The organism is Curtobacterium sp. MCPF17_003 (genome assembly GCF_003224385.1).
Classification (GTDB): Bacteria; Actinomycetota; Actinomycetes; order Actinomycetales; family Microbacteriaceae; genus Curtobacterium; species Curtobacterium flaccumfaciens.
Window position 1 is genome coordinate 40,398 of record NZ_QKLC01000017.1, and the last position, 23,903, is coordinate 64,300.

Here is a 23,903-nt window from a genome sequence, read left to right on the forward strand (position 1 = left end):
GTCGTGTTGGTCGCGCCCCTCGCGCGGTGCGAGGGGCACCGCGGCCGTGCGAGGTTCCGGACGTGGTGCGAGGGGACGCGGGTCGCACCACGGACGCAACCTCGCACCGCTCGGACGTCGTGCGCGCCGGGACGCGGGCGCGGGCGCGGGGCGCGGCCGGGAGGCCCGGGGCGGGTCCGGCACGTCGCCAGCGTCAGGCGCGGTGCAGTTCCACCGACCCGTCCAGCCGACCAGGTTCGGTCAGGCGGGCGTGCTGCATGACGGTGCGGCCCGGCGCGATCGCCGCGGCGACGATCGACAGGGTCGTCATGTGGCCCTCGGCCTCGTGCACGTCGCGGAGGATCGCGTCGGGGTGGTCGCTCGGCAGCGCTGCGGACTCCGCCAGCACGCCGAACCAGCCACCCCAGCCGTCCCCGGCGTCGCCACCGGAGTCCACGGTGCGGAGTTCGTCGAACGGGCCGAGCACCGGCGGGCCGGCCGGGGCGTCGACGGCACGGAAGGCCTCGAGCCACCGACCGATGCGCGGCGCCGCGGGATCGTCGGCCGCACCGTGCGTCACCATGTGGACGCCGGGGCCGAGGTCGGTGGTGCGGACCTGTTCGCCGTCCCAGGTCAGCACCGAGGCGCCCTCGGCCGTGGCGCGCACCAGGTTGAAGGCCCGCGTGGTCGGCAGTGTGCCGTCGTGTCCGGGCAGCAGGTCGTCGGCGACGGCGTCCACCGGCACCACGCCGCGGGTCGTCCACGTGCCGTCGACGCTCGTCACGGGTTCGGCGCGGTTGAGCACCACGGCCAGGCCGGCTCGGTCGGACGCGGCGAGCCACGCACCACCGGCGGAGCGGTCACGGACACCACGGAGGTCCGGGTCGCGGTCCGGCCACCAGGCAGCGGGCGGGTCCCACGGACGCTCGGGCGACTCGTCCCGCAGGGCGAGCACGGTGACGGGCCACGCGGACCCGGGGTCGACGCGGACGACGACGGTGCACATGCCGTCGATCCTCGCACGAGGTCCCGGTAGCGTGAGCCAGGTGAACGCAGCAGCAGAGCGCGCCCTGACCGTCATCGTGGGGATCACCGGGGGCATCGCCGCCTACAAGGCCGTCGGGGTCGTCCGCGACCTGGTCAAGCGCGGCCACGACGTCCACGTCGTCCCGACCGAGGGCGCCCTGCGCTTCGTCGGACTGCCGACGCTCGAGGCCCTCAGCCGCAACCCCGTCACCACGAGCGTGTGGGACGACGTCGCCGAGGTGCGCCACGTCGCGCTCGGTCGCCGGGCGAACCTGGTCGTCATCGCCCCAGCCACCGCGGACTCGCTGGCCCGGATGGCGCACGGCCTGGCGAGCGACCTGCTCGGTACGACACTGCTCGCGACCGAGGCACCCGTGGTGGTCGCCCCCGCGATGCACCCGCAGATGTGGGAGCACCCCGCGACCCGTGCGAACGTCGCCACGCTGCGTGACCGCGGCGTCCACCTGGTCGGCCCGGTCGTCGGCGCGCTCACCGGCGACGATGCGGGCATCGGTCGGATGGCGGAGCCCGAGGACATCGTCGCCGCCGCGCTCGCCGTGCTCGACCAGCACCCCGCACCGGCCGGTCGCCGCGACGCGGACGGCTCGGTGGCCGGCACCGGAGCCCGTGGCGAACAGGGCGACCTGGCCGGCGTCCGCGTCGTCGTCAGCGCGGGCGGCACCCGCGAGCCCTTCGACCCGGTGCGGTTCGTCGGCAACCGCTCGAGCGGCCGCCAGGGCATCGCGATCGCCGCCGATGCCGTCCGTCGGGGCGCGTCCGTGACCCTCGTCGCCGCGAACGTCGAGGGCTCGCTGACCGCCGGGCTGGACGCGACCGTGGTGGCCGTCGGGTCTGCGCTCGAACTCGCCGAGGCCGTGCACACCGCCGCCACCGAAGCCGACGTCGTCGTGATGACCGCCGCCGTCGCCGACTACCGTCCGGCCGAGGTGCTCACGGAGAAGCTCAAGAAGGACTCGCAGGGCGAGCGCATGACGCTCGAGCTGGTGCGGAACCCGGACGTGCTCGCCGACCTCGTGGCGGCACGGCGGACGGGGCAGATCATCGTCGGGTTCGCCGCCGAGACCGAACCCGACCGCGACGCGCGGATCGAGCTCGGGCGCGCCAAGATCAGCCGGAAGCCCGCGGACCTGCTCGTCGTGAACCACGTCGGCTGGTCGGCCGGCTTCGAGCGCGAGGAGAACGCGATCGAGGTCCTGGTGCCCGGCGGCGAGGTGGTCCGCGAGACCTCCGGCTCGAAGGCCGAGGTGGCGACGGCGGTCCTCGACCTCGTCGCGACCGCACTGACGTGAAGGGACACCGACGTGAACCGGCGCACTGACCTGGTTCCGAGGACCGGCGAGCACGATGGGGCGCATGCGACGACGTGAGCGGGTCCGCCGTGCCAACCGCACGGCCACCCTCCTGGCGGTGATCCTCGGCGCTGCCGGTGTCACCCACTTCCTGCGCCCCCGCGGGTACGACCGGATCGTGCCGGACGCGCTGCCCCCGCGGCTGACCACGCTGGCATCCGGCGTGGCCGAGCTCGGCATCGCCGCCGGGCTGGTGTTCCCCGCGACCCGCCGTGCCTCGGGGTGGGCAGCCGCGGCGCTGTTCGCGGCGGTGTTCCCGGCCAACGTGAAGATGGCGAACGACCTCCTCGACCACCCCCGCTCGAGCCGGGCGGCGCGGCTGGTCTCGGTGCTGCGGCTCCCGCTGCAGGCCCCGTTGGTGCTGTGGGGCGTGCGCGTCGGTCGGCACGCACCGAAGCCGTGACCGAGCCGTCGTGGACGCGCGCGGCGGTGCCGTTGCTGCACCGCCCGGTCACCCAGCACGCCTGGGAGGACATCGTGTTCGCGCACTGGCGGCACGACCCGGCGTCGCTGCAGCGGCTCGTCCCCCGTGGGACCCGTCCGGACGTGGTCGACGGCAGCGCCTGGGTGGGGCTGTCGGCGTACGTGTTCCGGGAGACCCGGGTGCCGCCGTTCCCGTCCGCCGGGCGGCTCGGCACCATGACCGAGGTCACGATCGAGGTGCTCACGGTGGACGACCAGGGGCGGCGCGGGGTGACCTACCGCACGGTCGACACCGCGAACGTGCCCGCCATCGTCGCCGCGCACGCGCTGCTCGGCGTGCCGTACACGTTCGCGCACGCAGGTTCCCGTCGCCGTGGTGACGCGGTGGCGCACCGATCCGTCCGGCACCCGACCCGCGCACTGCACCCGGTGCGGTGGGCGCGGTCGCTCCGGCAGGAACGCCCGACCGGTGCGGCGCGGCCGAAGCACGCGGCCTCGGTGCGGGTGACCGCCGGCGAGGCCGTCGACACCCCGCTGGCCGCGGAGCTCACCACCCGCGCCGGCATCCACGCGCGGTACCTGGCGCAGACCCTGTTCTGGCAGCGGCAGCACCCGGTGCTCACCACCCGTTCGGCCACGCTCGACCGACTCGAGGGCGACCTGCCCGACGCCGTCGGCATGCCGGGCTTGTTCGACCGGGCGCCGGACTCCCTGCTCGTGGTCGACGGCACGACCGTCCGGTACGGCTGGGGCGGGGTCGTCCGGTGACGGACGCACAGACCGACGCACAGGCCGACGACCCGTTCGACCTCGACCGCTTCGTCCGGGCCCAGCAGGGTGTCCACGACGTCGCGCTCGACGAACTCCGTCGGGGCCGGAAGTCGTCGCACTGGATGTGGTTCGTGTTCCCGCAGCTGGCCGGCCTGGGACGGAGCGCCACGGCGGTGCGCTTCGCGATCACCGGCGCGGACGAAGCCCGCGCCTACCTGGCACACCCGGTGCTCGGTCCCCGCCTGCTCGCGGCGACCGACGTCGCACACAACGCCCCCGCCCACTCCGCCGACGCCCTGCTCGGGGGCATCGACGCGGTGAAGCTCCGGTCGTCGATGACGCTCTTCGCCCGGGTCGCCGCCGACCCGCGGCCGTTCTTCGCCGTGCTCGACCGCTGGTACGACGGCGCCGAGGACCCGGCCACGCTCCGCCTGCTCGGTGAACGCTCCGGACACGAGTGACGCGCATGACCGGCACCTGACACGTCGACGCTGACACGCGCTGAGCCGATCGGAACGCCGTTGTCATATCAGGTACGGTGATGCGAGCACGTGCGATGTCGACCGTGCCCGTTCGCCCGGCGCCCCGACGCCACCGCCCCCGAAGGAGAACGCATGCCGGTCCCCCGCAGCGCCCCGACCGAGCACCAGCTGCTCCGTGACACCGTCCGCCACAAGATCCACGACGCGATCATGGACGGCACGCTCCTGCCCGGGGAACGCCTGAACGACGACGAGCTCATCGCCTGGCTCGGCGTCTCCCGCACGCCGATCCGCGAAGCCCTCAGCCAGCTGTCCCGCGCCGGCCTGATCGAGATGGCCCCGAACCGGTACACCCGCGTCACCACGCCGGACCCGACCGAGGTCGTCGAGGCGATGCAGACCCTCGGCGTGCTGTTCGGCGGCGTCGTCCGACTCGCGGTCCCGCGCCTGGGGTCGGCAGGCCGGAAGAAGATCCTCGCGCAGCTCGACAAGACGATCACCGAGCTCGAGGCCCACGAGGTCGCCGCCGTCAACCACGACGCCCTCGACGTCTTCGCCCTGTACGTCGCCGAGTGCGGCAACGAGAACCTGCAGCGCGTCTGCCGCGACACGATGGACGGCCTGGCGTTCCGGTTGCGTCTGCCCAACCTCGACGAGCTGGTCGACTGGGACCGGATGACCGAGGACTTCCGACGACTCCGGGCGGCGACCGAGTCCGGCGACAACGTCGCGGCCGAGCTCGCGACCGAGGCGATCCACCAGCTGCCGGGCGAGAAGCACTGAGCTCACCTGTACCCGCGTACAGGAACCGCCCGTCTCGCCGACGCGAGGCGGGCGGTCGACGTTCCACGGGCCTCCCGGCCGGTGGCTCGGGCACGCGCGTGACGCTCCCAGTCCCAGGGCCGCGCGGACCGATAGCATCGCTGGCGACCACCTGAACCAGGCACCCGGAGCAGCACATGAACCCCCGCCCGACGGACCGTACCGAGGTCGCCGCACGCCTGGCCGCCGCGGTCGGTCGGATCAACCGACGGGCCCGTACCGACTCGGCCTCGCTCGGGTACGGCATCGTGTCGGCGCTCGCGTCGATCCAACGGCACGGACCCCTGCGCCCCGGCGACCTGTCGCGGATCGAGGTGGTCACGAAGCCCACGATGACCCGCATCCTGACCGAGCTCGAGCAGCGCGGCTTCATCCAGCGCGAGGCCGACCCGCGCGACGGCCGGGCGTTCATGGTGACGGCCACGCCGGAGGGCATCGAAGCGGTCGAGCAGGCCCGCGCGAACCGCACCGGGATCGTCGCCGAACTCATCGCCGAGCTCGACGAGTCGGACGTCCAGGCGATCGCCGGCGCCCTGGCCGCGCTCGAGCGCGTCGCCCAGGGCGAGCACGCCCAGGAACCTCACACCTTCTAGGCCGCGCACGACCGTTACCGAACCGTTACCAAGCGGTGGACGGACCGTTCTGCCAGCGTTCCTGGACGCGCTGCCCAGTCTGACCGGTCATGGTGTCGGCTCCGCCTGACCGCGGCCACCCCACGGCTGCTCCCGGCGGACGGACGGGCCCCACACCACCGTCCGGTCCTCACCGGCTCGAGGACTCCTCGTCGTCGCCGACGGTGTCACCGACACCGCCAGCCTCCGGCGTGCCCGCACGACCTCGTTCGCGCGAGCAGGAGTCCCTCCCCCACCGAGCCGCCGACCTGCGGAACCGATGCGACACACCCCTGAGCTCCCCACCACCACCGCCTCGACCCGACGTGAGGCCCTGAACACCCCCAACCGCCGGATGCGCCGGGCCCTACGGCACCGCGCGACGCTGATCGCCGGCGGCGCCGCGGTCCTCGCCGTCGCCGGAGGCGCGCTGACCGTCGGCACGCAGCCCGCCATCGGCGAGGCCCTCGGCATGCCCACCGGCACCGCGAGCGCCTCGGCGACCGCACAGCCCGCCCTGCGCGGCACCGCGCTCGACCGCGCCCAGGCAGCCGCCACGATCACCACGGCGAAGACCGTCATGCAGACCGCGAACGACAGGGTCGACACCTCGGCGCTCGAACAGCGCGTCGACGCGCTGAGCGACTACCCGGACCTGTCCGGCGCTGCGCTGACGAACCGGATCTCGACGACGGTCGCGTCGACCACCGACGTCGCGCAGGCGAGCGCCACGCAGGACAAGCGGGACGTCGACGCGAAGGCCGCAGCCGCAGCGAAGGCCGCAGCCGAGCGGCAGGCGGCCGCCGAGGCAGCGGAGGCCGCCCGGAAGCTCGCCGCCGGCAACACCGTCGCCGGCGCCAAGGCCACGGCGACCTCGCTCGCGTCGTCGAAGTACGGCTGGGGTGCCGACCAGTTCCAGTGCCTGGACAACCTGTGGACCAAGGAGTCCGGCTGGAACTACCAGGCCGTCAACACGAACGGCGGCGCGACCGGCATCCCGCAGGCGCTCCCCGGCTCGAAGATGGCCACGATCGCCGCCGACTGGCGCACCAACGCCACCACCCAGATCACCTGGGGTCTGCAGTACATCAGCTCGGCGTACGGCACCCCGTGCGCAGCGTGGGGGCACTCGCAGGCGAACAACTTCTACTGATCGGCGCGGGTCGCGAAGGCGACCGGCAGACGGACGGGAGGCCCGTGGCGGGTCCGCCACGGGCCTCCCGTCCGCTTCGTGGTCGCGGTCAACCCACCCGGGCGACGCGGACGTCGACGCGGCTGAGCGCCAGGCCGTGGGCTGCGGCGGTCGCCAGGGCGACGTCGTGGACGGCGCGGGCGACCTCGGGGGCCGGGCGGAAGCCATCGGTGCCGATGACGACGCGCAGGGCGTCGTCGTCCACGACGACCCGGAGCGGGCCGGTGTTCGTCGCGATGCTGCGGACCGCGTGGACCGCACTCGCGACCGTCGGGCGGGAACGGTAGAGGTCGTCGACGCCCGGGACCTGCAGGACTGCGGACTCGATCGCGGCGAGGGTCTCGTCGGTGGCGCTCATCGGGCCTCCTCCGGGTCGGTGCCGGGCTCGGGGTCCGGCAGGAGGTCGCGGACGACGACGTCGATCGCCTCGACGAGCAGGTCGGTCTGCTCGGCCAGGGCACCGGCCACGGCGGTGCGGACCAGCTCGGCGGTCGCGGGGATCGACGGACCGGCGGCGATCGCGATCTCCACGAGCACCCGGATCGGGGATGCCAGCTCGGTGACGTCACCGTCCAGCTGGCACCGGGCCACGAGCACCCCGGGGACCTCGTCGCCGGTGCGGCGGATGAGGGAGCGGATGGCGCCCTCGGTCATCACGGGGCGCTCCGTCTCGGACAGCGGGCGGAGCGGGACGTCGCGTCCGGAGCGGGACTCGATCGAGATGTTCGCCAGGACGCCGGTGACCCAGGACTCGTCGGCCGGGGCCTCGTCGCGCGCAGCCGCCTCGAGCGAGCGGAGCGAGGCGTGGCGGACGCGGATGATCGCGGCGAGGGCGTTCTGGCAGGCGGGCGAGTCGTCGATGCTCGGGTCGGCCGGCTGCATGCCCGCGTCGAGGTAGTCGGCGAGCTCGTCGATCGAGTGTCCGTCCAGGTCACCCGGCTCCAGGGAGTCGAGTGCTTCGGGGCTGTCGGGCAGGTCCGGTCGGATGCCGTCGTGGTCGGTCATCGCCATCCCTCCATGAGTCGGATCATGTTCTTCCTCGCTCGGGACAGCAGTCCCCGGACCGTCGACGGTGGCAGGTCGAGTTCGGCGGCGATCTCGTCGTACCGGTACTCGAGCACCTCCTTCATGATCCAGCACCGTCGTTGGGCTTCGGGCAGTTCGGCCAGCGCACGTTCCACCGCGTCCTCGCGGGAGCGAGCCTCGGCGACCCGGTCGGGTGCGTCGTCGGCGGGCGCGGCGACCTCGAGCTCGGTGACGTCGTCGTGGATGCGACGTGCGCGGATGCGGTCCAGGCACTTCCGGCTGAGGATGCGCATCAACCAGGACTTCACCCGCGCGAGGTCCTCGAGGCTGTCGAGGCGGTCCCAGGCGGTGATGAAGGTCTCCTGCACGACGTCGTCGAGTTCATCGGTGGAACCGAGGGTCCGACGAGCGTAGGCGCGGAGCAGCGGGGTGTGGCGACGGATCAGGACCTCGAAGGCCCGGACGTCACCGTCGGACGACCGGCCGGCGAGGACCGCGTCGTCGAGCTCGGCGAGGGACTGGTGGTGCACGCGTTCCTTCTACTGGTGGTGGATGGAGAACGGCTGGGTGCGCCGGTGGGCCGGCACGACCTTGAGCGGTCCGACCGGCCGGGCGGTGAGCGACCGGACACGCGCCAGGGCGAGCACGTGCGCGGGGGCGTTCCTGGGGACTGCGACGGTGCGGGTCATGTCGTCTCCTCGTGGTGTGGTCGACGATGGGACGTGCGTCGCACCCGTTTCGTCACACATCAGCACCAGCTGCCGGTCGGGGTTTGGCGCACCGACCCGGGTGCGCCAGAGTGGCTCCATGTCGCTCGTCACCGCCGTCTGCCGCGTCGACCGCCTGCTGCCGGACTCCGGCATCATCGGCGTCACCGCGATCGACAAGCGCCCGGTCACCGGCAGCGTCCGGGTCCGACCCCTCGGCCTGCGCGCCGACGTGCAGGCGAACCGCAAGTACCACGGCGGTGTGGACCAGGCCGTGTACGCCTACGCCGACGAGGACGCCGCGTACTTCGCCGACCTGCTCGACCGCGAGGTCACGCCGGGCCTGTTCGGCGAGAACCTCCGCACCAGCGGCATCGACGTCACCGGGGCCGTGACCGGGGAACGCTGGCGGATCGGCGAGACCCTCGTGCTCGAAGTGACGATCCCCCGCACGCCCTGCGGCACCTTCGCCCGGCGGATGGGGATCGACCGGTGGGTGAAGCGGTTCGCCGACGAGGGGCGGCCGGGGGCGTACTTCCGCGTGGTCAAGTCCGGCTCGGTCGCGGCGGGCGACCCGATCGAGGTGACCCACCGGCCCGACCACGGGGTGACCATCGGCGAGATCTTCAGCGACCTGTCGCCCGAGCGTGCACGGGCCGTGCTCGATTCGGGTGAGCGGCTGGCACCGAAGGTCGTCCAGGACCTGTCGAAGGTCGCCGCGCGGGCCTGAGCCCGTCGAGCCCGTCGAGCCCGTCGAGCCCGTCGAGCCCCTTGCGCCCGGTCAGCCCGGCAGCACGCCGCGCGACGGGTCGATCGGACGCTTCGCCGCAGGCAGCCCGGCGACCACCAGGTCGTAGGCGTTCGCCACGAGGTCCTCGACCAGGGTCTCGTCGATGCCGTCACCCGGTGTCAGCGTGATCCAGTGCCGCTTGTTCATGTGCCACCCGGGCGTGATCTCGGCGAGGTCGCGAACGAGCGCGGCACCGTGCGGTGGTGCGCACTTGAGGTTCACGATCGGGGTGCCTCGGACCTCGCTGATCATCACGAACATCTTGCCGACGACCTTGTAGACGAGCGAGCCCTCGCCGAACGGCTGGGTCTCGACGGCCGCCGGCAGCCCCAGGGCCGTGCGGCTCGCGATCTCGTGCAGCTGCTGGCCGTCCATGGGACCAGCATGGCGCAGGCCGCCGACAGCGCACCCGTTCGGGGGCGGGTCGTGCGCCTCGATCACGTCGTAGGATCGCCACGCCGCGTACCCGACGCGGCGGTCGCTCGCGCGACCACCACCAGTTCCAGGGGGAACCCGTGCGCATCATCCGTACCCTCGGCATCGCCGCCGCCACCGCTGTCCTCGCGACCACCGTCGTCGTCGGCGGGACCTCGACCGCGCAGGCAGCGCCGAAGTCCTACGCCAACTGCTCCGCGGTGCAGAAGGTGTACTCCGGCGGCATCGCCAAGAAGTCCGTCACGAGCAACAAGGTCGTCTCCGGCGGCAAGACCACCTCGCGCGCGCTCAAGGGCACGGTGAAGAAGGACGACGCCCTGTACAAGGCGAACGTCAAGCTCGACCGCGACAAGGACGGCATCGCCTGCGAGAAGAGCTGACGCTCGCTGGCGCTCGGTGACACCTGCACGACACCGGTGGTCGCGCCCTGAACACCCGCACACCGCGTTGCGACGCGCGAACACCGGTGTCCTGCGGCCTGCCACGCCCGGTGTGCGCCCGGCGCGGCGCTGGGCGACGCGCTCAGAGCGTCGGGACGCCCTCGTGCCCGGACCGGGGACGCGGAGTCCCGGCGACGCCGGTGACGACCGACCCCGCCGGTACGTCCTTCGTCACCACGGTGTTGGCACCGACGACGGAGTCCGGACCGATCGTGATCGCCCCGATCAGCGACGACCCGGCGCCGAGCACCACGCGGTCCCCCACCACCGGGTGCCGTCGAGCCCCCGGCCCGTGGTCGCCCCCGCGCCCGCCGAGGGTCACTCCGTGGAACACGAGCACGTCGTCTCCGATCACCGCGGTCTCCCCGATGACGACGCCCATGCCGTGGTCGATGAAGAACCGACGGCCGATGCGCGCCCCCGGGTGGATCTCGATGCCGGTGACCGACCTCGCGACCTGCCCGAGCAGGCGGGCCGCGAACCGGGACCCGGTCAGCCCCTGCGCGTGCCAGAGGCGGTGGGTCACCCGGTACGTCCAGATGGCGTGCAACCCGGAGTAGACGATCGCGTTCTCCAGGTCGCCCCGGGCAGCGGGGTCACCTCGGCGTGCTGCGGACAAGTCCTCACGGATGGTCCGCAGCACGCCTCGTCGGAGGGGACGACTCACGCAGTGAGCCCCTCGAAGAGCACCGTCGACAGGTAGCGCTCTCCGGTGTCGCACACGATGGCGACGACCCGCTTGCCGGCGTTCTCGGGGCGTGCCGCGATCTCGAGGGCAGCGTGGATGATCGCGCCGGACGAGATGCCGGACAGGATGCCCTCCTGCGTCGCCAGGGCGCGGGCGACCCGGAGCGCGTCGTCGAGCTCGACGTCGAACACCTCGTCGATGACGCTCTGGTCGAGGACCTCGGGGACGAAGTTCGCGCCGATGCCCTGGATCTTGTGCGGACCCGCCTTGCCCTCGGAGAGCAGGGGCGAGTCCTTCGGCTCGACGGCGACGATCTGCACGCCGGGCACTCGCTCCTTCAGCACCTGCCCGACACCGGTGATCGTGCCGCCGGTGCCGACACCCGCGACGAACACGTCGACGTGTTCCTCGGTGTCGCGCAGGATCTCCTCCGCCGTGGTCTTCCGGTGGATCTCAGCGTTCGCAGCCGTCTCGAACTGGTGGGCGAGGATCGCGCCCGGGGTCTCCGCGACGATCGACTCGGCTTTGGCGACCGCACCCTTCATGCCCTCGGGCCCGGGGGTCAGGACGATCTCGGCACCGTACGCACGGATCACCGCGCGGCGCTCGACACTCATCGTCTCGGGCATCGTGATGACGACCCGGTAGCCACGTGCGGCGCCGACCAGGGCGAGGGCGATGCCGGTGTTGCCGGACGACCCCTCGACGATGGTGCCGCCGGCCTGCAGCGCGCCGGAGGCCTCGGCGGCGTCGATGATCGCGACGCCCAGGCGGTCCTTGACGCTGGCGCCCGGGTTGTAGAACTCGAGCTTCGCGAGCACCTCGGCCCCGCCCGCCTTCGGCAGCCGGTTCAGCTTGACGAGGGGGGTGTTGCCGAACGCCTGGGAGATGTTCTCGTAGATGGTGCCGCTCATCCGGTCCGTCCTTCGCAGCTCAGGTCGCGCATCGCTCTTCCTGGAGGCGCGGTGTGCGCCCGATCCTAGCGACCGGACCCCAGGCGGTCCTGTCCGTGACGGCGCCTGCGCGCGGGACGCGAGTCGCGCCTCCACGCCGTCGGCGGCCCTGTCCATCACTCGGTGTGCACGGCGGATGCGAGGCGTTCGCCCCACCGCGTCAGCGCACGAACGCCGTCCGGGCGAACCGCTCGTCGGTCGCTTCCAGAACCCGCAGTACGTTGCCGCCGGCCAGCGCGTGCAGGTCCGACTCGCCCCAGCCGCGCCGGACGAGCTCCGCCGCGAGCACCGGGTACCGCGACACGTCCCGCAGGTCCGGCGGCAGCACCGGGGTGCCGTCGTAGTCACCGCCGAGGCCCAGGTGCGCCACACCGGCGACGTCGCGCGCGTGCTCGACGTGGTCGGCGACGTCCGACACCGTGACCAGGGGCGGTTCACCGGACATGCCCGACTCCTCCCAGTCCGCCCACGCCCGCGACACGAACTTCGGCACGAAGGTGATCATCACCACGCCGCCGTTGTCGGCCAGCCGGGCGAGCACGTCGTCGGGCACGTTCCGCGGGTGGTCGTCGATCGCGACGGTCGACGAGTGGCTGAACACGACGGGCCGGGTCGCCACGTCGAGGGTGTCCCGCATGGTGGCCGGGGCGGTGTGGGACAGGTCGACGAGCATGCCGATCCGCTCCATCTCGGCGACGACCTGCCGCCCGCGGTCGGTCAGGCCGCCGTGTGCCCGCTCCCCGGTCGCGGAGTCGGCCCAGGGGGTGTCGTCGTTGTGGGTGAGCGTCATGTAGCGGACGCCGAGCCGGGCGAGGGTCCTGAGGACCGCGAGGTCGTCGCCGATCGAGTGCCCGCCCTCGGCGCCGAGCAGCGACGCGATCCGGCCGGAGTCAACGGCGGCACGGACCTCGGCGGCGGTGCGGGCGAGCGCGAGGTCGTCGGGGTAGCGCTCGATGATGCGGTGCGCGAGGTCGACCTGCTGCAGCGTCGTCGTCACGGGGTCCGGGTCGTCCGCGGGCACGAACACCGACCAGAACTGCCCGACGACGCCGCCGGCACGGAGCTTCGGGATGTCGGTGTGCAGCGAGTCGGTCTCGGTGTCGATGCCCTCGACACCGGAGTCGTGGCTGTCACGGCGTTCCCAGGGCAGGTCGTTGTGGCCGTCGATGACCGGGAACGGGAGCGCGTCGAACGTCATCCCCCGACGCTACCGCCCGCGCCGTCGTGGCTAGGCTCGACCCGTGCAGCCCGTCACCCTCCGCACCGAACGACTGGTGCTCTCGGTCCCCGAGCTCGGCGACGCCGAGGACGTGATGGCCTACGCCAACGACCCGGACGTCATCGCGTACACCCCGGTGCCGGTACCGTACGGGCACGCCGAGGCACGGTACTGGATCACGGACGTCGTCGTGGCCGGCTGGGCGGCGGACAGCCGGTACGAGTTCGGGATCCGACGCGCGGACGACCTCCGGCTGCTCGGCACGGTCGGTTTGTTCGCCTTCGCCGACGGGGCCGCCGAGATCGGGTACGCCATGCACCCGGACGGTCGTGGCTCCGGCATCATGACCGAGGCCGCCGAGCGCGTGCTGCAGTGGGCCTTCGCCGGTCCGCCCGAGGGACTCGGTCTCATCCGGGTGCAGTGGCGCGCGATCGCCACGAACACCGCGTCGGCCGCGGTCGCCCAACGACTCGGTCTGCGATTCGAAGGACGTACGCGGTCGAGCGTGCTGCACCGCGGCAGCCGGCACGACCAGTTGCTCGCCGCCGCGTTGCACGACGACGACCGGTCGACCCCGACGGGCTGGCCGGCGTCGTGACCGTCTCGTTCCGGGTCGTGACGGACCTGCCTGTTCCACCGGAGCGCGCCTTCGCGCTGTCGCTCGACATCGGCGCGCACGAGCGATCGATGGCCGCGACCGATGAACGCGCCGTCGCCGGCACGACGGCCGGCACGATCGGCCTGGGCGAGACCGTCACCTGGCGTGCGCGGCACTTCGGGATCGTCTGGCGGATGACGAGCGGGATCACCGACCTGGAGGCACCCCACCGGTTCGTCGACGAACAGGTGCGTGGGCCGTTCGCCCGGTTCCACCACGAGCACCGGTTCGAGCCGTCGGCCGGCGGCACGCGCATGGTCGACACCATCACGTTCCGCGCTCCGCTCGGCCCGCTGGGCCGCCTGGCCGAGGTGGTCGCGCTGGCTCGGTACATGCCGCGGCTCATCGCCGACCGCAACGCCTCGCTCGTCGCCGAACTGCGTGCCGAGCTGCGCGCCGGGTCGGACGGCGATCAGGGCGCGGCGAGCTCCCCCAGCGCGTCGTAGGCGGCGGCGACGGCGTCGACCCGCACCCGGCCACCGGGACCCGAGGCGTCGTAGACGTCGTTCGTGATCGCGGCGACGACGGCGAACAGCGCGGCCATCGAGTCGAACGCCGACGGCGAGTCGACCGGGCAGAGGATCGCGGTGGTCGCGGGGGCGGCGATGACCGCGGCCGTCGGGTCGCCGAGGACGATGACGTCCGCCCCGGAGTCGACGCAGTGCCGGACGATCCGCTCGACCCCGGCGGTGTGCCGACGCACGGTCACCAGGACCACGAGGTCGTGCCGGTCGAGATCGGCGACCTCTTCCCCGAGCCGCTGCCCGGGTGACGGACCGACCCGGACGTCGGACCGCACCTGCGCCAGCTGGGACCGCAGTTGCAGCGCGATCGGGTACGCGCCGCGTTCACCGAGGACGAGCACGCGGCGGGCGCGGACGATCCGACGGGCGAGCCGCGGGCGGTCCGCTCGGCCGAGCGACGCGAAGGCCGCGTCGAGGTTGCGCGCCTCGACCGCGCGCTGGTCGACGTGGGCAGCGTCCTCAGCGACCCACGGCAGGCCCGAGCCCCGTGCGGACATCAGGTTCTGCCGGACCTCGGCGGCGTCCTGGAACCCCAGCGACCGCACGAGTCGCGAGACCGTTGCCTTCGAGGTGCCGGACTCGGCCGCGAGTTCGGCGGAGGTGCCGATGAGCAGGAGTTCCGGATCGTGCCGGACCATGGCGGCGACCCGTCGTTCGGCGGGTGAGAGCTGCTCCCACACGGAGTCGATCCGGGCGCGGACATCGGGGCCGGCGGTGCTCATGCGCGGGCCACCCGGTCGACGGCGACGGCCAGGGCGTCGAGTCCGAGGGCGATGTCCGGCGTCGACACGAACTCGTCCGGGTGGTGGCTGATGCCGTCGGGGTTGCGGAGGAACAGCATCGCCACGTCGGTCACGAGCCCGAGCGACATCGCGTCGTGGCCGGCCCGTGAGAACAGCTCCATGGGTGCTGTCTCGCCCGTCGAGACGATCCCGGCGCGGACGGCGTCCATGAGCCGGGGCGAGCAGAACACCGCGGGCGCACGGTGCACCTCGGTCGGGGTGACGCTCACCCCGCGCCGTTCACCGATGAGCGTGAAGGCCTTGGTGAGTTCGTCCCAGACCTCGTCGCGCTCGTCGTCGAACTCGCCGCGCAGGTCGACGGAGAACCGGGCGAGCCCGGGGACGACGTTGACGGCTCCGGGTTCGACGGTCATCGTGCCGACGGTGCCGACCTGGTGGGAGGCCCGGCAGATCCGTTCCACCGCGAGCGCGGCCTCGGCGGCGGCGAGCAGGGCGTCGTGCCGGCGCTCGTAGGGGGTGCCGCCGGCGTGCCGGGCTTCGCCCACCGCCTCGACCGAGAACCGCCGGGCGCTCGCGATGCTCGTGACGACCCCGAGGGCCTGCCCGGCCTGTTCGAGGTACGGACCCTGCTCGATGTGCGCCTCGAGGTAGCCGACCACCGAGGCCGGGTCGACGGCGGCGTCGCCGACGCGCTCCGGGTCGAGGCCGAAGTCGGTGAAGGCCTGCCGGAGCGTGACACCGTCACCGTCGGCCAGGTCCCACCAGGCGTCGTCCCAGACGCCGGCCACCGCGGACGAACCGAGCAGGGCCTTGCCGAAGCGCGTGCCCTCTTCATCGGAGAACGCGATGACCTCGAGCGCGACCGGCAGCAGGCCGGCGGCGGTGAGCCGTGCGGCGGTGCGGATCGCCATGAGCACCCCGACGACGCCGTCGTACCGTCCGGCGTCCACCACGGTGTCCAGGTGCGAGCCGAGCAGCAGCACGGGCGCGTCGGGCGTCGCGCCCGCGACCCGGCCACGCAGGTTGCCGGCGGCGTCCTGCCAGGTGGACAGTCCGGCGTCCTGCATCCAGCGCGCGACGAGGGCGTTCGCCCGGGCGTGCTCGGGTGACAGGTAGACGCGGGTGATGCGGCCCGGTTCGGCACTGAGGGTGGCGAGCTCGTCGCACCAGCCGGCGACGAGCTGGGCGTCCGCGGTGCCCACGGCGGTGGCGTTCAGGACGGGCACGGCGCTCACGCGAGCACCTCGGCTCCGGCGGGAGCGACCGCTGCGGTGTCGTCGCGGAAGACGTCGAGGGCGGCATCGACACCGCCGCCGTGCGGGACCGCGTGCCCGGCCCGACGCAGGGTGTGCTCGAGGGCGGCCAAGGTCGTGACCACGGTGTCCTTCCGGGCGTTGTAGCCCATGGTGCCGATGCGCCAGACCCGCCCGTGCAACGGACCGAACGAGGTGCCGATCTCGATCCCGTGGTCGTCGAGCATCGCGCCGCGGACCTGGTCGCCGACGACGTCGGACGGGATCTCGACGGCGACGACGTTGTGCATCTTGTGGGCGACGTCACCGAAGACCGGGAGCCCGAGGGCCTGCACCCCTGCGAGCATCGCGCGCCCGGCGGTCTCGTGGCGGGCGACGACGGCGTCGCGGCCTTCCTCGAGCAGGATGCGTGCGCACTCGTGGGCGGCGAAGAGCATCGACGCGGCCTCGGTGTGGTGGTTCAGTCGGCGCGGACCCCAGTAGTCGAGGATCATCGCGAGGTCGAGGTAGTTCGAGCGGATCGGCTCGTCGGCGACGTCGTCACCGGGTTCGCGGATGCCGGCCTCGACGCTCCGCCGCTCGTCGAGCACGGCCACGGCCTTCGGCGACAGCGTGACGGGCGCGCTGCCGGACGGGCCGCCCAGGCACTTCTGCAGCCCGGCGCTCACGGCGTCGATCCCCCAGGCGTCGACCTCGAGCGGGTTGCCGCCGACCGTCGCCGTGGCGTCGGTGTACAGCAGGACGCCGTACCGCTCGCAGATCGCACCGAGTTCTTCGAGCGGCTGGTTCATCGTGGTCGAGGTGTCGCCCTGCACGACGGCCAGCACCTTCGGCCGGACGCGGGCGACCGCCGACTCGATCGCGGACGGCGTGAAGACCTGGCCCCAGTCGGTCTCGATGGTGTGGACCTCGGCACCGGCGCGGCCGGCGATCTCGGCGAGCAGGTGCCCGAACCGGCCGAACACCGGCACGAGCACGCGGTCGCCCGGGGCGAGCAGTGACACCAGCACCGCTTCGATCCCCGCGCGCGAGGTGCCGTCCACGAGCAGCGTCGCGTCGTTCCGGGTGCCGAACACGCGGCGGTAGAGCGCCTGCGTCTCGTTCATCGTGGCGGTCATCCACGGGTCGTACTGGCCGACGAGCGGCGTCGACAGTGCACGAAGCACGCGCGGGTCGGCGTCGATCGGACCGGGCCCCATGAGGAGACGGGCGGGTGGGTTCACTGGGAGCATGGTGGTTCCTTCCGTTCCTGATCCGAAGATACCGGAACGATCGTTACAGGGGTGTTTCCGCCGCGAGCACTGGCCGTCCGGCCAGCTGCCCCTCGACGCCGGCCACGCCGCCAGCCGCCGTGGCGATGCGACGGCCGCGGAGCCAGGTCTCGATGACGCTGCCGCGCACGCGCAGCCCGTCGAACGCGGACACCCGGTTGCGGTGCTCGAGCCCGGCGACGTCGACGACGGACTCGGTGGACGGGTCGAACACGGCGAAGTGCGCCAGGGCACCGGGAGCGATCTCCCCGCGGTCGCGCAGCCCGACCAGGGCGGCCGGACCGGTCGTGAACAGCGGCAGCAGCGCCTCGAGCGGGATCCCGCGACGCTCGGCCTCGGTCCAGACCGCCCGGAACCCGACCTGCAAGCCGGCGACCCCGCCCCAGGCCAGACCCCAGTCGTCGGTCTTCAGGTCGGCGGTGGAGGGCGAGTGGTCCGACACGACGAGGTCGATCGTGCCGTCGAGCACGCCCGCCCACAGCGCGTCGCGGTTGGCGTCGTCACGGATCGGTGGGCAGCACTTGTAGGCGGTCGCGCCGTCCGGGATCGTGCCCGCTTCGAACGACAGGTAGTGCGGGCACGTCTCGACCGTGATCCGGACGCCGTCGTCCTTCGCGGCACGGAGCATCGGCAGCGCGCCCGCGTCGGACAGGTGCAGCACGTGCACCCGCGCACCGGTCGCCCGCGCACCGTCGATGACCTGCGCGATCGCGGACCGTTCGGCGGCGACGGGCCGGGTGGCCAGGAAGTCGGCGTACCGGCCACCGAGCGCCCGGTGCGGCACGAGGTGCTCCGGGTCTTCGGCGTGCACGATCAGCAGGGCGTCGATCCGGGCGACCTCGGCGATCGCGGCTCGGAGCTGCTCGGGGTCGAGGTGCGGGAACTCGTCGACACCGCTCGGCGCCGTGAAGCACTTGAACCCGAAGACGCCGGCGTCGTGCAGGGCGTCGAGCGACCCGAGACTCGCGGGGACCGCGCCACCCCAGAACCCGACGTCGACCGCCACCCGGCCCTCGGCACTCGCACGCTTGACGGCGAGCGCCTCGACCGTGGTCGTCGCGGGGATCGAGTTGAGCGGCATGTCCACGATCGTGGTGACCCCGCCCATCGCAGCGGCCCGAGTCGCGGACGCGAAGCCCTCCCACTCGGTGCGTCCGGGCTCGTTGACGTGCACGTGCGTGTCGACGAGCCCGGGGAGCAGCACCTGCCCGTCCGGCACGGTGTGGTCCTGCACGGCGTCGACCACCACGTCGACGGGCAGGACGCCGGTGATGCGGCCGCCGTGGACGACGACCGCGGCCGGGCGGAACGTGCCGTCGACCCAGGCTCGCTGCGCGCGGACGACCAGGTCTGCCGTGTCGCCCGCCGGGACGCCCGTCACACGCCCGCCCCGGCCGTCGCGACCGCCGCCGGGTGGCGTTCGAAGCCCGCCAGCAGCCCCGACATCGCCTTCACCGGCGGCAGGGCGTACTCGCCGCGCTTGCCCGTGGACAACCCGAGCCGGACGAGCGACTCCGCCAGGACCGTGGCCGCCGCGACGCCGTCGACGACCGGTGCCCCGATCGCCAGCGAGACCTCGGCGCAGAAGTCAGCCATGCCCGCGCAGCCGAGCACGACGGCGTCCGCTCCCCCGTCGATCACCGCTCGGCACTCCTCGGTCACGAGCGCACGTGCACCGGACCCGGGATCGTCGAGCTCGAGCACCGGGACCTCGCACGCCCGGATCTCCGTGACGAGCGGGGCGAAGCCGTAGCGCTGGGCGAGCTCGTGCGCGCGGCCGGTCGTCCGCGCCAGGGTAGTGACGACCCCGAACCGACGGCCGAGCATCGCGGCGGCGTGGAAACCGGCCTCGGCGATCCCGATCACCGGCACCGTCGCGAGCTCCCGCGCGGCGTCGAGCCCCGGGTCCCCGAAACAGGCGACGACGAACGCGTCCACGCCGTCCTGCTCGCCGCGGGCGATCTGCTCGAGCAGCCCGGGCACGGCCAGGGCCTCTTCGTAGTGGCTCTCGATCGAGGCCGGCCCCATCGTGGGCTCGACCGCCTCGATCAGCGTGCCTGGAGCGGCGACCGCACCGGCCGCGACGCCGATCGCCCGCGTCATCGACGCGGTGGTGTTGGGGTTGACGACGCGGATGCGCATCGGGGTCCTTCCGGTGGAGCGAGTGGAGCGGTGGAACGGGTGGCGCTGGGTGGTGACCATCGTGGCGGGGGCGGGGCGGGCCTCCCGGCCGGGGTCTGCGATCTGTGGACGACCGAGCGTCGCGCCCCGCCCTGTGGAGGACGAGCCGCGACGCCGCTGGTCAGGCGCGACCGACGGCCGCGCCGTCGTCGACCGAGGGGTCGTCCGCGTCGAGCACGGGCATGCTCGGCCGGGCACGCTCGAGTGCCCAGAAGACGACGAGACCCAGGCCGCAGCCGATGAACCAGCTGTAGCTCGCCAGCCAGGACAGCACGCCGAGTGCCGGCGGCAGGACCGCGCTCGCGACCGAGATCGCACCGGTGACCACGAGGGTCCAGATGGCGTTCGGGTTGAACCCGCCGCGGTACCAGTACCGTGCGGTGCGGCTCGTCGAGTACATGTCGTCGACCGCGATGCGCTGCTTGCCGACGATGTAGTAGCCCGCGATGAGGATGCCGAACAGTGGACCGATCAGCGCACCGAGCACCCCGAGCGTGTACAGGATCGCCTGGTCGTTGCCGTACCAGTTCCACGGGGTGAGGAGCACCGAACCGACCGCGGCGATCATGCCGCCGGCCCGCCACGAGATCTTCCGGGGTGCCACGTTCGAGAAGTCGAACGCGGGGCTGATGAAGTTCGCCACGATGTTGATGCCGACGGTCGCGGTGACGAACGTCAGGCCACCGAGCAGGATCGCGAACGGGGCGCCGATGGCCTGCACGGTCTCGATCGGGTCGGTGATGAGCTTGCCGAACACCGGCACCGTCGCACTGGCGCAGAGCACCGTCAGGACCGAGAAGAACAGGAAGTTGATCGGCAGCCCCCAGAAGTTGCCGCGTTTGACCGCCCGGAACGACCGACCGTAGCGCGAGAAGTCACCGAAGTTCAGCATCGGGCCGGAGAAGTAGCTGACCACCAGGGCGACCGCGGACAGCATCACCGGGATCGATGCCCCGAACGACAGCGGCTCGCCGACCGACAGGGTGAACGAGATGTTGGCGATGCCCGCCTGGCTGACCAGGTAGACCGCGAGCGCGATCATCACCACGTAGACCGCCGGTCCGGCCCAGTCGATGAACCGCTTGATGGCCTCCATGCCCATCCAGAACAGCGCGCCCTGCGCCACCCAGAGGATCGCGTAGGAGATCCACCCCAGGGCCGACAGCCCGAGGAACGAGTGGTCGAGCAGCCCCGCCGACGCCGGGATGAACTTGAGGAAGATGATGTTCAGCGACTGGGCGGCGAGGAAGGTCTGCACGCCGTACCAGGCCATCGCGATGAGGCCGCGGATGATGGCGGGGACGTTCGCGCCGAGCACCCCGAACACCGCGCGGTTGATCACCGGGTACGGCACACCGGTGCGCTGCGACGGCTTGGCGACCAGGTTGGCGAAGACCTGCACGATGAGGATGCCGACCACCAGGGCGATGAGCACCTGCCAGCTCGCGATGCCGAGGGCGAAGAGCGACCCGGCGGTGACGTAGCCGCCGACGGAGTGCACGTCGGACATCCAGAAGGCGAAGAAGTTGTAGCTCGTCCAGCGCTGCTCGCGCAGCGGGGCGAGGTCCTCGTTCGTGAGCGCCGGGTCGTACCCGGGCTTGACGACACCGGCACCCGCTGGGGCGGGAGCGGCGGTCGTGGTGGGGGCGTGGGGCGCGGCGACTGGTGTCGCGATGTCGGTAGCCATGGCGTCCTCCGAGGGAGTGGGAAGCGGGGCGGTGCGTGCTTGAGCACGAAGCTACGGAGCGACTTCGCTCCCGCCGTTTCCCTCGTGTAACGGTCGTGTGTCCCGCACCCCGTCCTGGAACGACCGTTCCGGAACCGGGCAGGAGACCCGCGCTGCGGCTTGCCGCATCGATGGGCACGGACCCCGCACGGACCCCGCCCGGACCCGAGCGGCGGTGACCGCCGGTGGTACGAATCGACCATGAGCAGGGGAATCAGGATCGACCACGTGGGCGTCACGGTGCCGGACATCGACGCAGCCACGCAGTTCTTCGAGGCGGCGTTCGACGCCGTCGTCCTGTACGACATGCGGCGTCGTGACGAGACGCCGAACAGCAGTTCCGAGGCGCACGGCTACCTCGGCATCCCGAGCACCATGGCGCAGGGGGCCATGCGGATGCTCGCGCTGCCGGAGGGGCCGGGGCTCGAGCTGTTCGAGTACCTGGGGCCCGAGCAGCGGAACGCCGCACACCCGTCCGACCTGGGGTGGCAGCACCTGGCGATGTACGCCGACGACCTGGACGAGACGCTCGCGCGGGTCGAGGCGGCCGGCGGTACCCGGAACTCCGACCCGCGCGACCTGCGTGGTGACGAGGCGGGTGCCGGCAACCGGTTCGTGTACACCCGCACGCCGTGGGGGTCGACGCTCGAGCTCGTCAGCTACCCGACGCCGCAGCCGTACCTGGTGTACGCGCCGCGGCCGAAGTGGGCGCCGTGGCCGATGCCGGACGACGTCTACCCGGTGCCGGCACCCGCCGTGCACTGACGACAGACCGCCCCCTCAGTGCCGGGGCACCTGCCCCGTCCGCCGCACGGCCCGTTCGAGCAGTTCGACGTCGATCCCGACGTGCTGCCGGGCGATCACGCCCGCCTCGGGCGCCCGCCCCGAACACACCGCGTCCACCAGCGACTCGTGCTCGTGGAGCGCGCGGGTCTCCATCTCCGCCATGCCCTCGGCCGTGCCCCACAGGTGCGCCGGAGCGGCGATGGAGATCTGCGCCTCCAACCCGGCGAGCGCCGTCCGCAGGGCGTCGTTCCGCGCGGCGTCGATGATCGTCCGGTGCAGCACGGCGTCGGCCTGCTGCTTCTCGAGACCCGAGGTGGCGTCGCGGAACACTTCGAGCCGTGCACGGATCAGGGCGGCGTCGTCCGGGGTGACCCGTTCCGCAGCGGCGGTCGCGAGCGCCCCGTGCAGCAGCGCGATGGCGTCGGCGGCGTCCTGGATCGCCTCCCACCGGGCGAGCAGCACCCGCCCGACCGCGTCCGAGGAGCTGTCCGGCCACTCGGTGCGGACGAACGTGCCACCGCCCCGGCCCCGACGGGTCTCGAGCAGCCCCCGTTCGACGAGCCGGGCGATCGCACCCCGCACGGTGACCCGGGCGACGCCGAGCAGGCCGGCCAGTTCGCGCTCCGGCGGCAGGTTCGCGCCGGGCAGGTACTCGCCCACGGCGACGGCGGTCACGAGGCGGTCCTCGACCTCGTCGACGCGCGTCTCGGTCGCACGATCGGACACACGGACCCCCTTCGCGGTGTTACGACCACGTTAAGGCAGCAGAAAAGGTATTGCGTGGGACCTTTTTCCGCTCCATGCTGACCCCCATGTCCAGCATCACCGAATCCACGATGCCGTTCCGTGACGGCGAGACCTGGTACCGGGTCACCACGCCCGACACCCCGGTCGCCGGCGCACTGCCCCTCGTCGTCCTGCACGGCGGGCCCGGCATGGCCCACGACTACCTCCGGAACCTCGCCGCCCTGGCCGACGAGACCGGCCGGACCGTCGTCCACCACGACCAGTTCGGCTGCGGCCGGAGCAGCCACCGCCCGGACGCCCCGGTCGACACCTGGCAGCCGCAGCTGTTCGTCGACGAGTACGCCGCCCTGGTCGAGCACCTCGGGCTCGGCGACCACCACGTGCTCGGGCAGTCGTGGGGCGGCATGCTCGGTGCCGAGATCGCGGTGCGGCAGCCCGCGGGCCTCCGCTCGCTGGCGATCTGCAACTCCCCCGCGTCGATGCAGCTCTGGGTCGACGGCGCCGCCGAGCTCCGCGCGCAGCTGCCCGCCGACGTGCAGGACGCCCTGACCCGGCACGAGACGGCCGGCACCGTCGACGACCCCGAGTACCTGGCGGCGACGCAGGTCTTCTACGAGCGGCACGTCTGCCGCGTGGTCCCGATGCCGCAAGACTTCGTCGACTCCGAGGAGCAGATGGAGCGCGAGCCGACGGTCTACCACACGATGAACGGCCCGAACGAGTTCCACGTCATCGGCACGATGCGCGACTGGACCATCGTCGACCGGCTCGACCGCATCGCCGTGCCGACGCTCGTCGTCGCCGGCGAGCACGACGAGGCCACCCCCTCCACGTGGGCCCCGTTCGTCGAGCGGATCGCCGACGTCCGGCAGCACGTCTTCCCCGGCGCGAGCCACTGCTCGCATCTGGAGCAGCCGGCGGAGTTCCGCCGGGTCGTCGCGACCTTCCTGGCCGCGCACGACGACGCCTGACCCGGCCACCACCTTCCCTGGAGGCGCGGGACGGGCCCGCCCCGCGCCTCCAGGGAAGGTGGTGGCCGGGTCAGGCGTCGTCGGGCGCGGCCAGGAAGGTCGCGGCGGC

General features: G+C 72.8%; 29 protein-coding genes. 13 read left to right on the forward strand and 16 right to left on the reverse strand.

The genetic code is table 11. The annotated features are described in order from the left end of the window. Positions 1-193: 193 nt before the first annotated feature. A complete protein-coding gene (locus DEJ30_RS14950) occupies positions 194-985 on the reverse strand; it encodes an NRDE family protein (protein ID WP_181420163.1) in 792 nt (263 codons plus the stop codon). Between the two features lie 64 nt (positions 986-1,049). Between DEJ30_RS14950 and DEJ30_RS14955 the strand changes: the two genes are divergently transcribed. The 7 genes from DEJ30_RS14955 to DEJ30_RS14985 all read left to right on the forward strand — a co-directional run bounded on the left by DEJ30_RS14955 (position 1,050) and on the right by DEJ30_RS14985 (position 6,637). Continuing rightward, a complete protein-coding gene (locus DEJ30_RS14955) occupies positions 1,050-2,315 on the forward strand; it encodes a phosphopantothenate--cysteine ligase family flavoprotein (RefSeq protein WP_110862519.1) in 1,266 nt (421 codons plus the stop codon). Between the two features lie 64 nt (positions 2,316-2,379). Then, the gene (locus DEJ30_RS14960) at positions 2,380-2,778 is read left to right on the forward strand and encodes a hypothetical protein (RefSeq protein ID WP_110862493.1); all 399 of its coding nucleotides are present in this window, start codon (positions 2,380-2,382) and stop codon (positions 2,776-2,778) included. Further along, positions 2,775-3,566 carry a YqjF family protein gene (locus DEJ30_RS14965; RefSeq protein ID WP_181420164.1) on the forward strand — a complete coding sequence of 264 codons (792 nt, stop codon included), beginning with the start codon at positions 2,775-2,777 and terminating at the stop codon, positions 3,564-3,566. Before DEJ30_RS14960 ends, DEJ30_RS14965 begins: the two co-directional genes overlap by 4 nt. Then, on the forward strand, positions 3,563-4,030 hold the full coding sequence (locus DEJ30_RS14970) for a DUF1810 domain-containing protein (RefSeq protein ID WP_110862495.1): 468 nt from the start codon (positions 3,563-3,565) through the stop codon (positions 4,028-4,030). Before DEJ30_RS14965 ends, DEJ30_RS14970 begins: the two co-directional genes overlap by 4 nt. A 153-nt stretch (positions 4,031-4,183) precedes the next feature. Next, positions 4,184-4,834, forward strand: coding sequence for a GntR family transcriptional regulator (locus DEJ30_RS14975; protein ID WP_110862496.1), 651 nt, complete (start codon positions 4,184-4,186; stop codon positions 4,832-4,834). A gap of 176 nt (positions 4,835-5,010) precedes the next feature. After that, on the forward strand, positions 5,011-5,466 hold the full coding sequence (locus DEJ30_RS14980; protein WP_027466277.1) for a MarR family winged helix-turn-helix transcriptional regulator: 456 nt from the start codon (positions 5,011-5,013) through the stop codon (positions 5,464-5,466). A gap of 298 nt (positions 5,467-5,764) precedes the next feature. After that, positions 5,765-6,637, forward strand: a complete 873-nt coding sequence (locus DEJ30_RS14985; protein WP_110862497.1) for a phospholipase — start codon at positions 5,765-5,767, stop codon at positions 6,635-6,637. An 88-nt stretch (positions 6,638-6,725) separates the two neighbouring features. On the opposite strand, the gene DEJ30_RS14990 is transcribed toward DEJ30_RS14985, so the two are convergent. The 4 genes from DEJ30_RS14990 to DEJ30_RS18305 are packed head-to-tail and all read right to left on the reverse strand — an operon-like array spanning position 6,726 to position 8,391. After that, positions 6,726-7,034, reverse strand: a complete 309-nt coding sequence (locus DEJ30_RS14990) for a hypothetical protein (RefSeq protein ID WP_110862498.1) — start codon at positions 7,032-7,034, stop codon at positions 6,726-6,728. Beyond that, entirely contained in the window at positions 7,031-7,681 is a 651-nt protein-coding gene (locus tag DEJ30_RS14995) for a hypothetical protein (protein ID WP_146238611.1), read from the reverse strand. Before DEJ30_RS14995 ends, DEJ30_RS14990 begins: the two co-directional genes overlap by 4 nt. Beyond that, complete coding sequence (locus DEJ30_RS15000) at positions 7,678-8,232, reverse strand: RNA polymerase sigma factor (protein ID WP_110862500.1); 555 nt, start codon at positions 8,230-8,232, stop codon at positions 7,678-7,680. Before DEJ30_RS15000 ends, DEJ30_RS14995 begins: the two co-directional genes overlap by 4 nt. Positions 8,233-8,241: 9 nt before the next feature. Then, entirely contained in the window at positions 8,242-8,391 is a 150-nt protein-coding gene (locus DEJ30_RS18305; protein WP_181420165.1) for a hypothetical protein, read from the reverse strand. Between the two features lie 118 nt (positions 8,392-8,509). Here DEJ30_RS18305 and DEJ30_RS15005 point away from each other — a divergent pair, with 118 nt between their 5' ends. Continuing rightward, a complete protein-coding gene (locus tag DEJ30_RS15005) occupies positions 8,510-9,139 on the forward strand; it encodes an MOSC domain-containing protein (RefSeq protein ID WP_258369977.1) in 630 nt (209 codons plus the stop codon). Between the two features lie 51 nt (positions 9,140-9,190). On the opposite strand, the gene DEJ30_RS15010 is transcribed toward DEJ30_RS15005, so the two are convergent. Then, on the reverse strand, positions 9,191-9,574 hold the full coding sequence (locus DEJ30_RS15010) for an MmcQ/YjbR family DNA-binding protein (RefSeq protein WP_110862502.1): 384 nt from the start codon (positions 9,572-9,574) through the stop codon (positions 9,191-9,193). 140 nt (positions 9,575-9,714) lie between these two features. On the opposite strand from DEJ30_RS15010, the gene DEJ30_RS15015 reads away from it, so the two are divergent. Next, on the forward strand, positions 9,715-10,014 hold the full coding sequence (locus DEJ30_RS15015) for an excalibur calcium-binding domain-containing protein (RefSeq protein WP_220032965.1): 300 nt from the start codon (positions 9,715-9,717) through the stop codon (positions 10,012-10,014). A 142-nt stretch (positions 10,015-10,156) separates the two neighbouring features. Here DEJ30_RS15015 and epsC read toward each other — a convergent pair whose 3' ends face one another. The 3 genes from epsC to DEJ30_RS15030 form a co-directional block, all read right to left on the reverse strand. Further along, positions 10,157-10,741, reverse strand: a complete 585-nt coding sequence (epsC, locus tag DEJ30_RS15020; RefSeq protein ID WP_258369978.1) for a serine O-acetyltransferase EpsC — start codon at positions 10,739-10,741, stop codon at positions 10,157-10,159. Further along, on the reverse strand, positions 10,738-11,676 hold the full coding sequence (gene cysK / locus DEJ30_RS15025; protein ID WP_110862504.1) for a cysteine synthase A: 939 nt from the start codon (positions 11,674-11,676) through the stop codon (positions 10,738-10,740). The genes epsC and cysK overlap by 4 nt, the downstream gene beginning before the upstream one ends. A 199-nt stretch (positions 11,677-11,875) precedes the next feature. After that, positions 11,876-12,913 (reverse strand): dipeptidase, encoded by a 1,038-nt coding sequence (locus DEJ30_RS15030; RefSeq protein ID WP_110862505.1) that lies wholly within the window; start codon positions 12,911-12,913, stop codon positions 11,876-11,878. 43 nt (positions 12,914-12,956) lie between these two features. Here DEJ30_RS15030 and DEJ30_RS15035 point away from each other — a divergent pair, with 43 nt between their 5' ends. Continuing rightward, complete coding sequence (locus DEJ30_RS15035) at positions 12,957-13,532, forward strand: GNAT family N-acetyltransferase (RefSeq protein WP_110862506.1); 576 nt, start codon at positions 12,957-12,959, stop codon at positions 13,530-13,532. Next, positions 13,529-14,038, forward strand: a complete 510-nt coding sequence (locus DEJ30_RS15040; RefSeq protein WP_110862507.1) for an SRPBCC family protein — start codon at positions 13,529-13,531, stop codon at positions 14,036-14,038. Before DEJ30_RS15035 ends, DEJ30_RS15040 begins: the two co-directional genes overlap by 4 nt. On the opposite strand, the gene DEJ30_RS15045 is transcribed toward DEJ30_RS15040, so the two are convergent. The 6 genes from DEJ30_RS15045 to DEJ30_RS15070 all read right to left on the reverse strand — a co-directional run bounded on the left by DEJ30_RS15045 (position 14,005) and on the right by DEJ30_RS15070 (position 21,251). Continuing rightward, the gene (locus DEJ30_RS15045; RefSeq protein ID WP_110862508.1) at positions 14,005-14,838 is read right to left on the reverse strand and encodes a MurR/RpiR family transcriptional regulator; all 834 of its coding nucleotides are present in this window, start codon (positions 14,836-14,838) and stop codon (positions 14,005-14,007) included. The genes DEJ30_RS15040 and DEJ30_RS15045 overlap by 34 nt on opposite strands. Then, the gene (locus tag DEJ30_RS15050) at positions 14,835-16,094 is read right to left on the reverse strand and encodes an allantoate amidohydrolase (protein ID WP_110862509.1); all 1,260 of its coding nucleotides are present in this window, start codon (positions 16,092-16,094) and stop codon (positions 14,835-14,837) included. Before DEJ30_RS15050 ends, DEJ30_RS15045 begins: the two co-directional genes overlap by 4 nt. Then, positions 16,091-17,344, reverse strand: a complete 1,254-nt coding sequence (locus tag DEJ30_RS15055) for an alanine--glyoxylate aminotransferase family protein (protein ID WP_110862510.1) — start codon at positions 17,342-17,344, stop codon at positions 16,091-16,093. The genes DEJ30_RS15050 and DEJ30_RS15055 overlap by 4 nt, the downstream gene beginning before the upstream one ends. Positions 17,345-17,387: 43 nt before the next feature. Then, positions 17,388-18,764: an allantoinase AllB gene (allB, locus tag DEJ30_RS15060; RefSeq protein WP_220032966.1), complete on the reverse strand. Its 1,377-nt coding sequence runs from the start codon at positions 18,762-18,764 to the stop codon at positions 17,388-17,390. After that, a complete protein-coding gene (locus DEJ30_RS15065) occupies positions 18,761-19,525 on the reverse strand; it encodes an aspartate/glutamate racemase family protein (RefSeq protein ID WP_110862511.1) in 765 nt (254 codons plus the stop codon). The genes allB and DEJ30_RS15065 overlap by 4 nt, the downstream gene beginning before the upstream one ends. A 160-nt stretch (positions 19,526-19,685) precedes the next feature. Next, on the reverse strand, positions 19,686-21,251 hold the full coding sequence (locus tag DEJ30_RS15070; protein ID WP_110862512.1) for an NCS1 family nucleobase:cation symporter-1: 1,566 nt from the start codon (positions 21,249-21,251) through the stop codon (positions 19,686-19,688). A 240-nt stretch (positions 21,252-21,491) separates the two neighbouring features. Between DEJ30_RS15070 and DEJ30_RS15075 the strand changes: the two genes are divergently transcribed. Next, on the forward strand, positions 21,492-22,055 hold the full coding sequence (locus DEJ30_RS15075) for a VOC family protein (protein ID WP_035808811.1): 564 nt from the start codon (positions 21,492-21,494) through the stop codon (positions 22,053-22,055). Between the two features lie 15 nt (positions 22,056-22,070). On the opposite strand, the gene DEJ30_RS15080 is transcribed toward DEJ30_RS15075, so the two are convergent. Continuing rightward, positions 22,071-22,802, reverse strand: a complete 732-nt coding sequence (locus DEJ30_RS15080; protein ID WP_110862513.1) for a FadR/GntR family transcriptional regulator — start codon at positions 22,800-22,802, stop codon at positions 22,071-22,073. A gap of 86 nt (positions 22,803-22,888) precedes the next feature. On the opposite strand from DEJ30_RS15080, the gene DEJ30_RS15085 reads away from it, so the two are divergent. Continuing rightward, positions 22,889-23,794 carry a proline iminopeptidase-family hydrolase gene (locus tag DEJ30_RS15085; protein WP_258369979.1) on the forward strand — a complete coding sequence of 302 codons (906 nt, stop codon included), beginning with the start codon at positions 22,889-22,891 and terminating at the stop codon, positions 23,792-23,794. Positions 23,795-23,903: the final 109 nt, after the last annotated feature.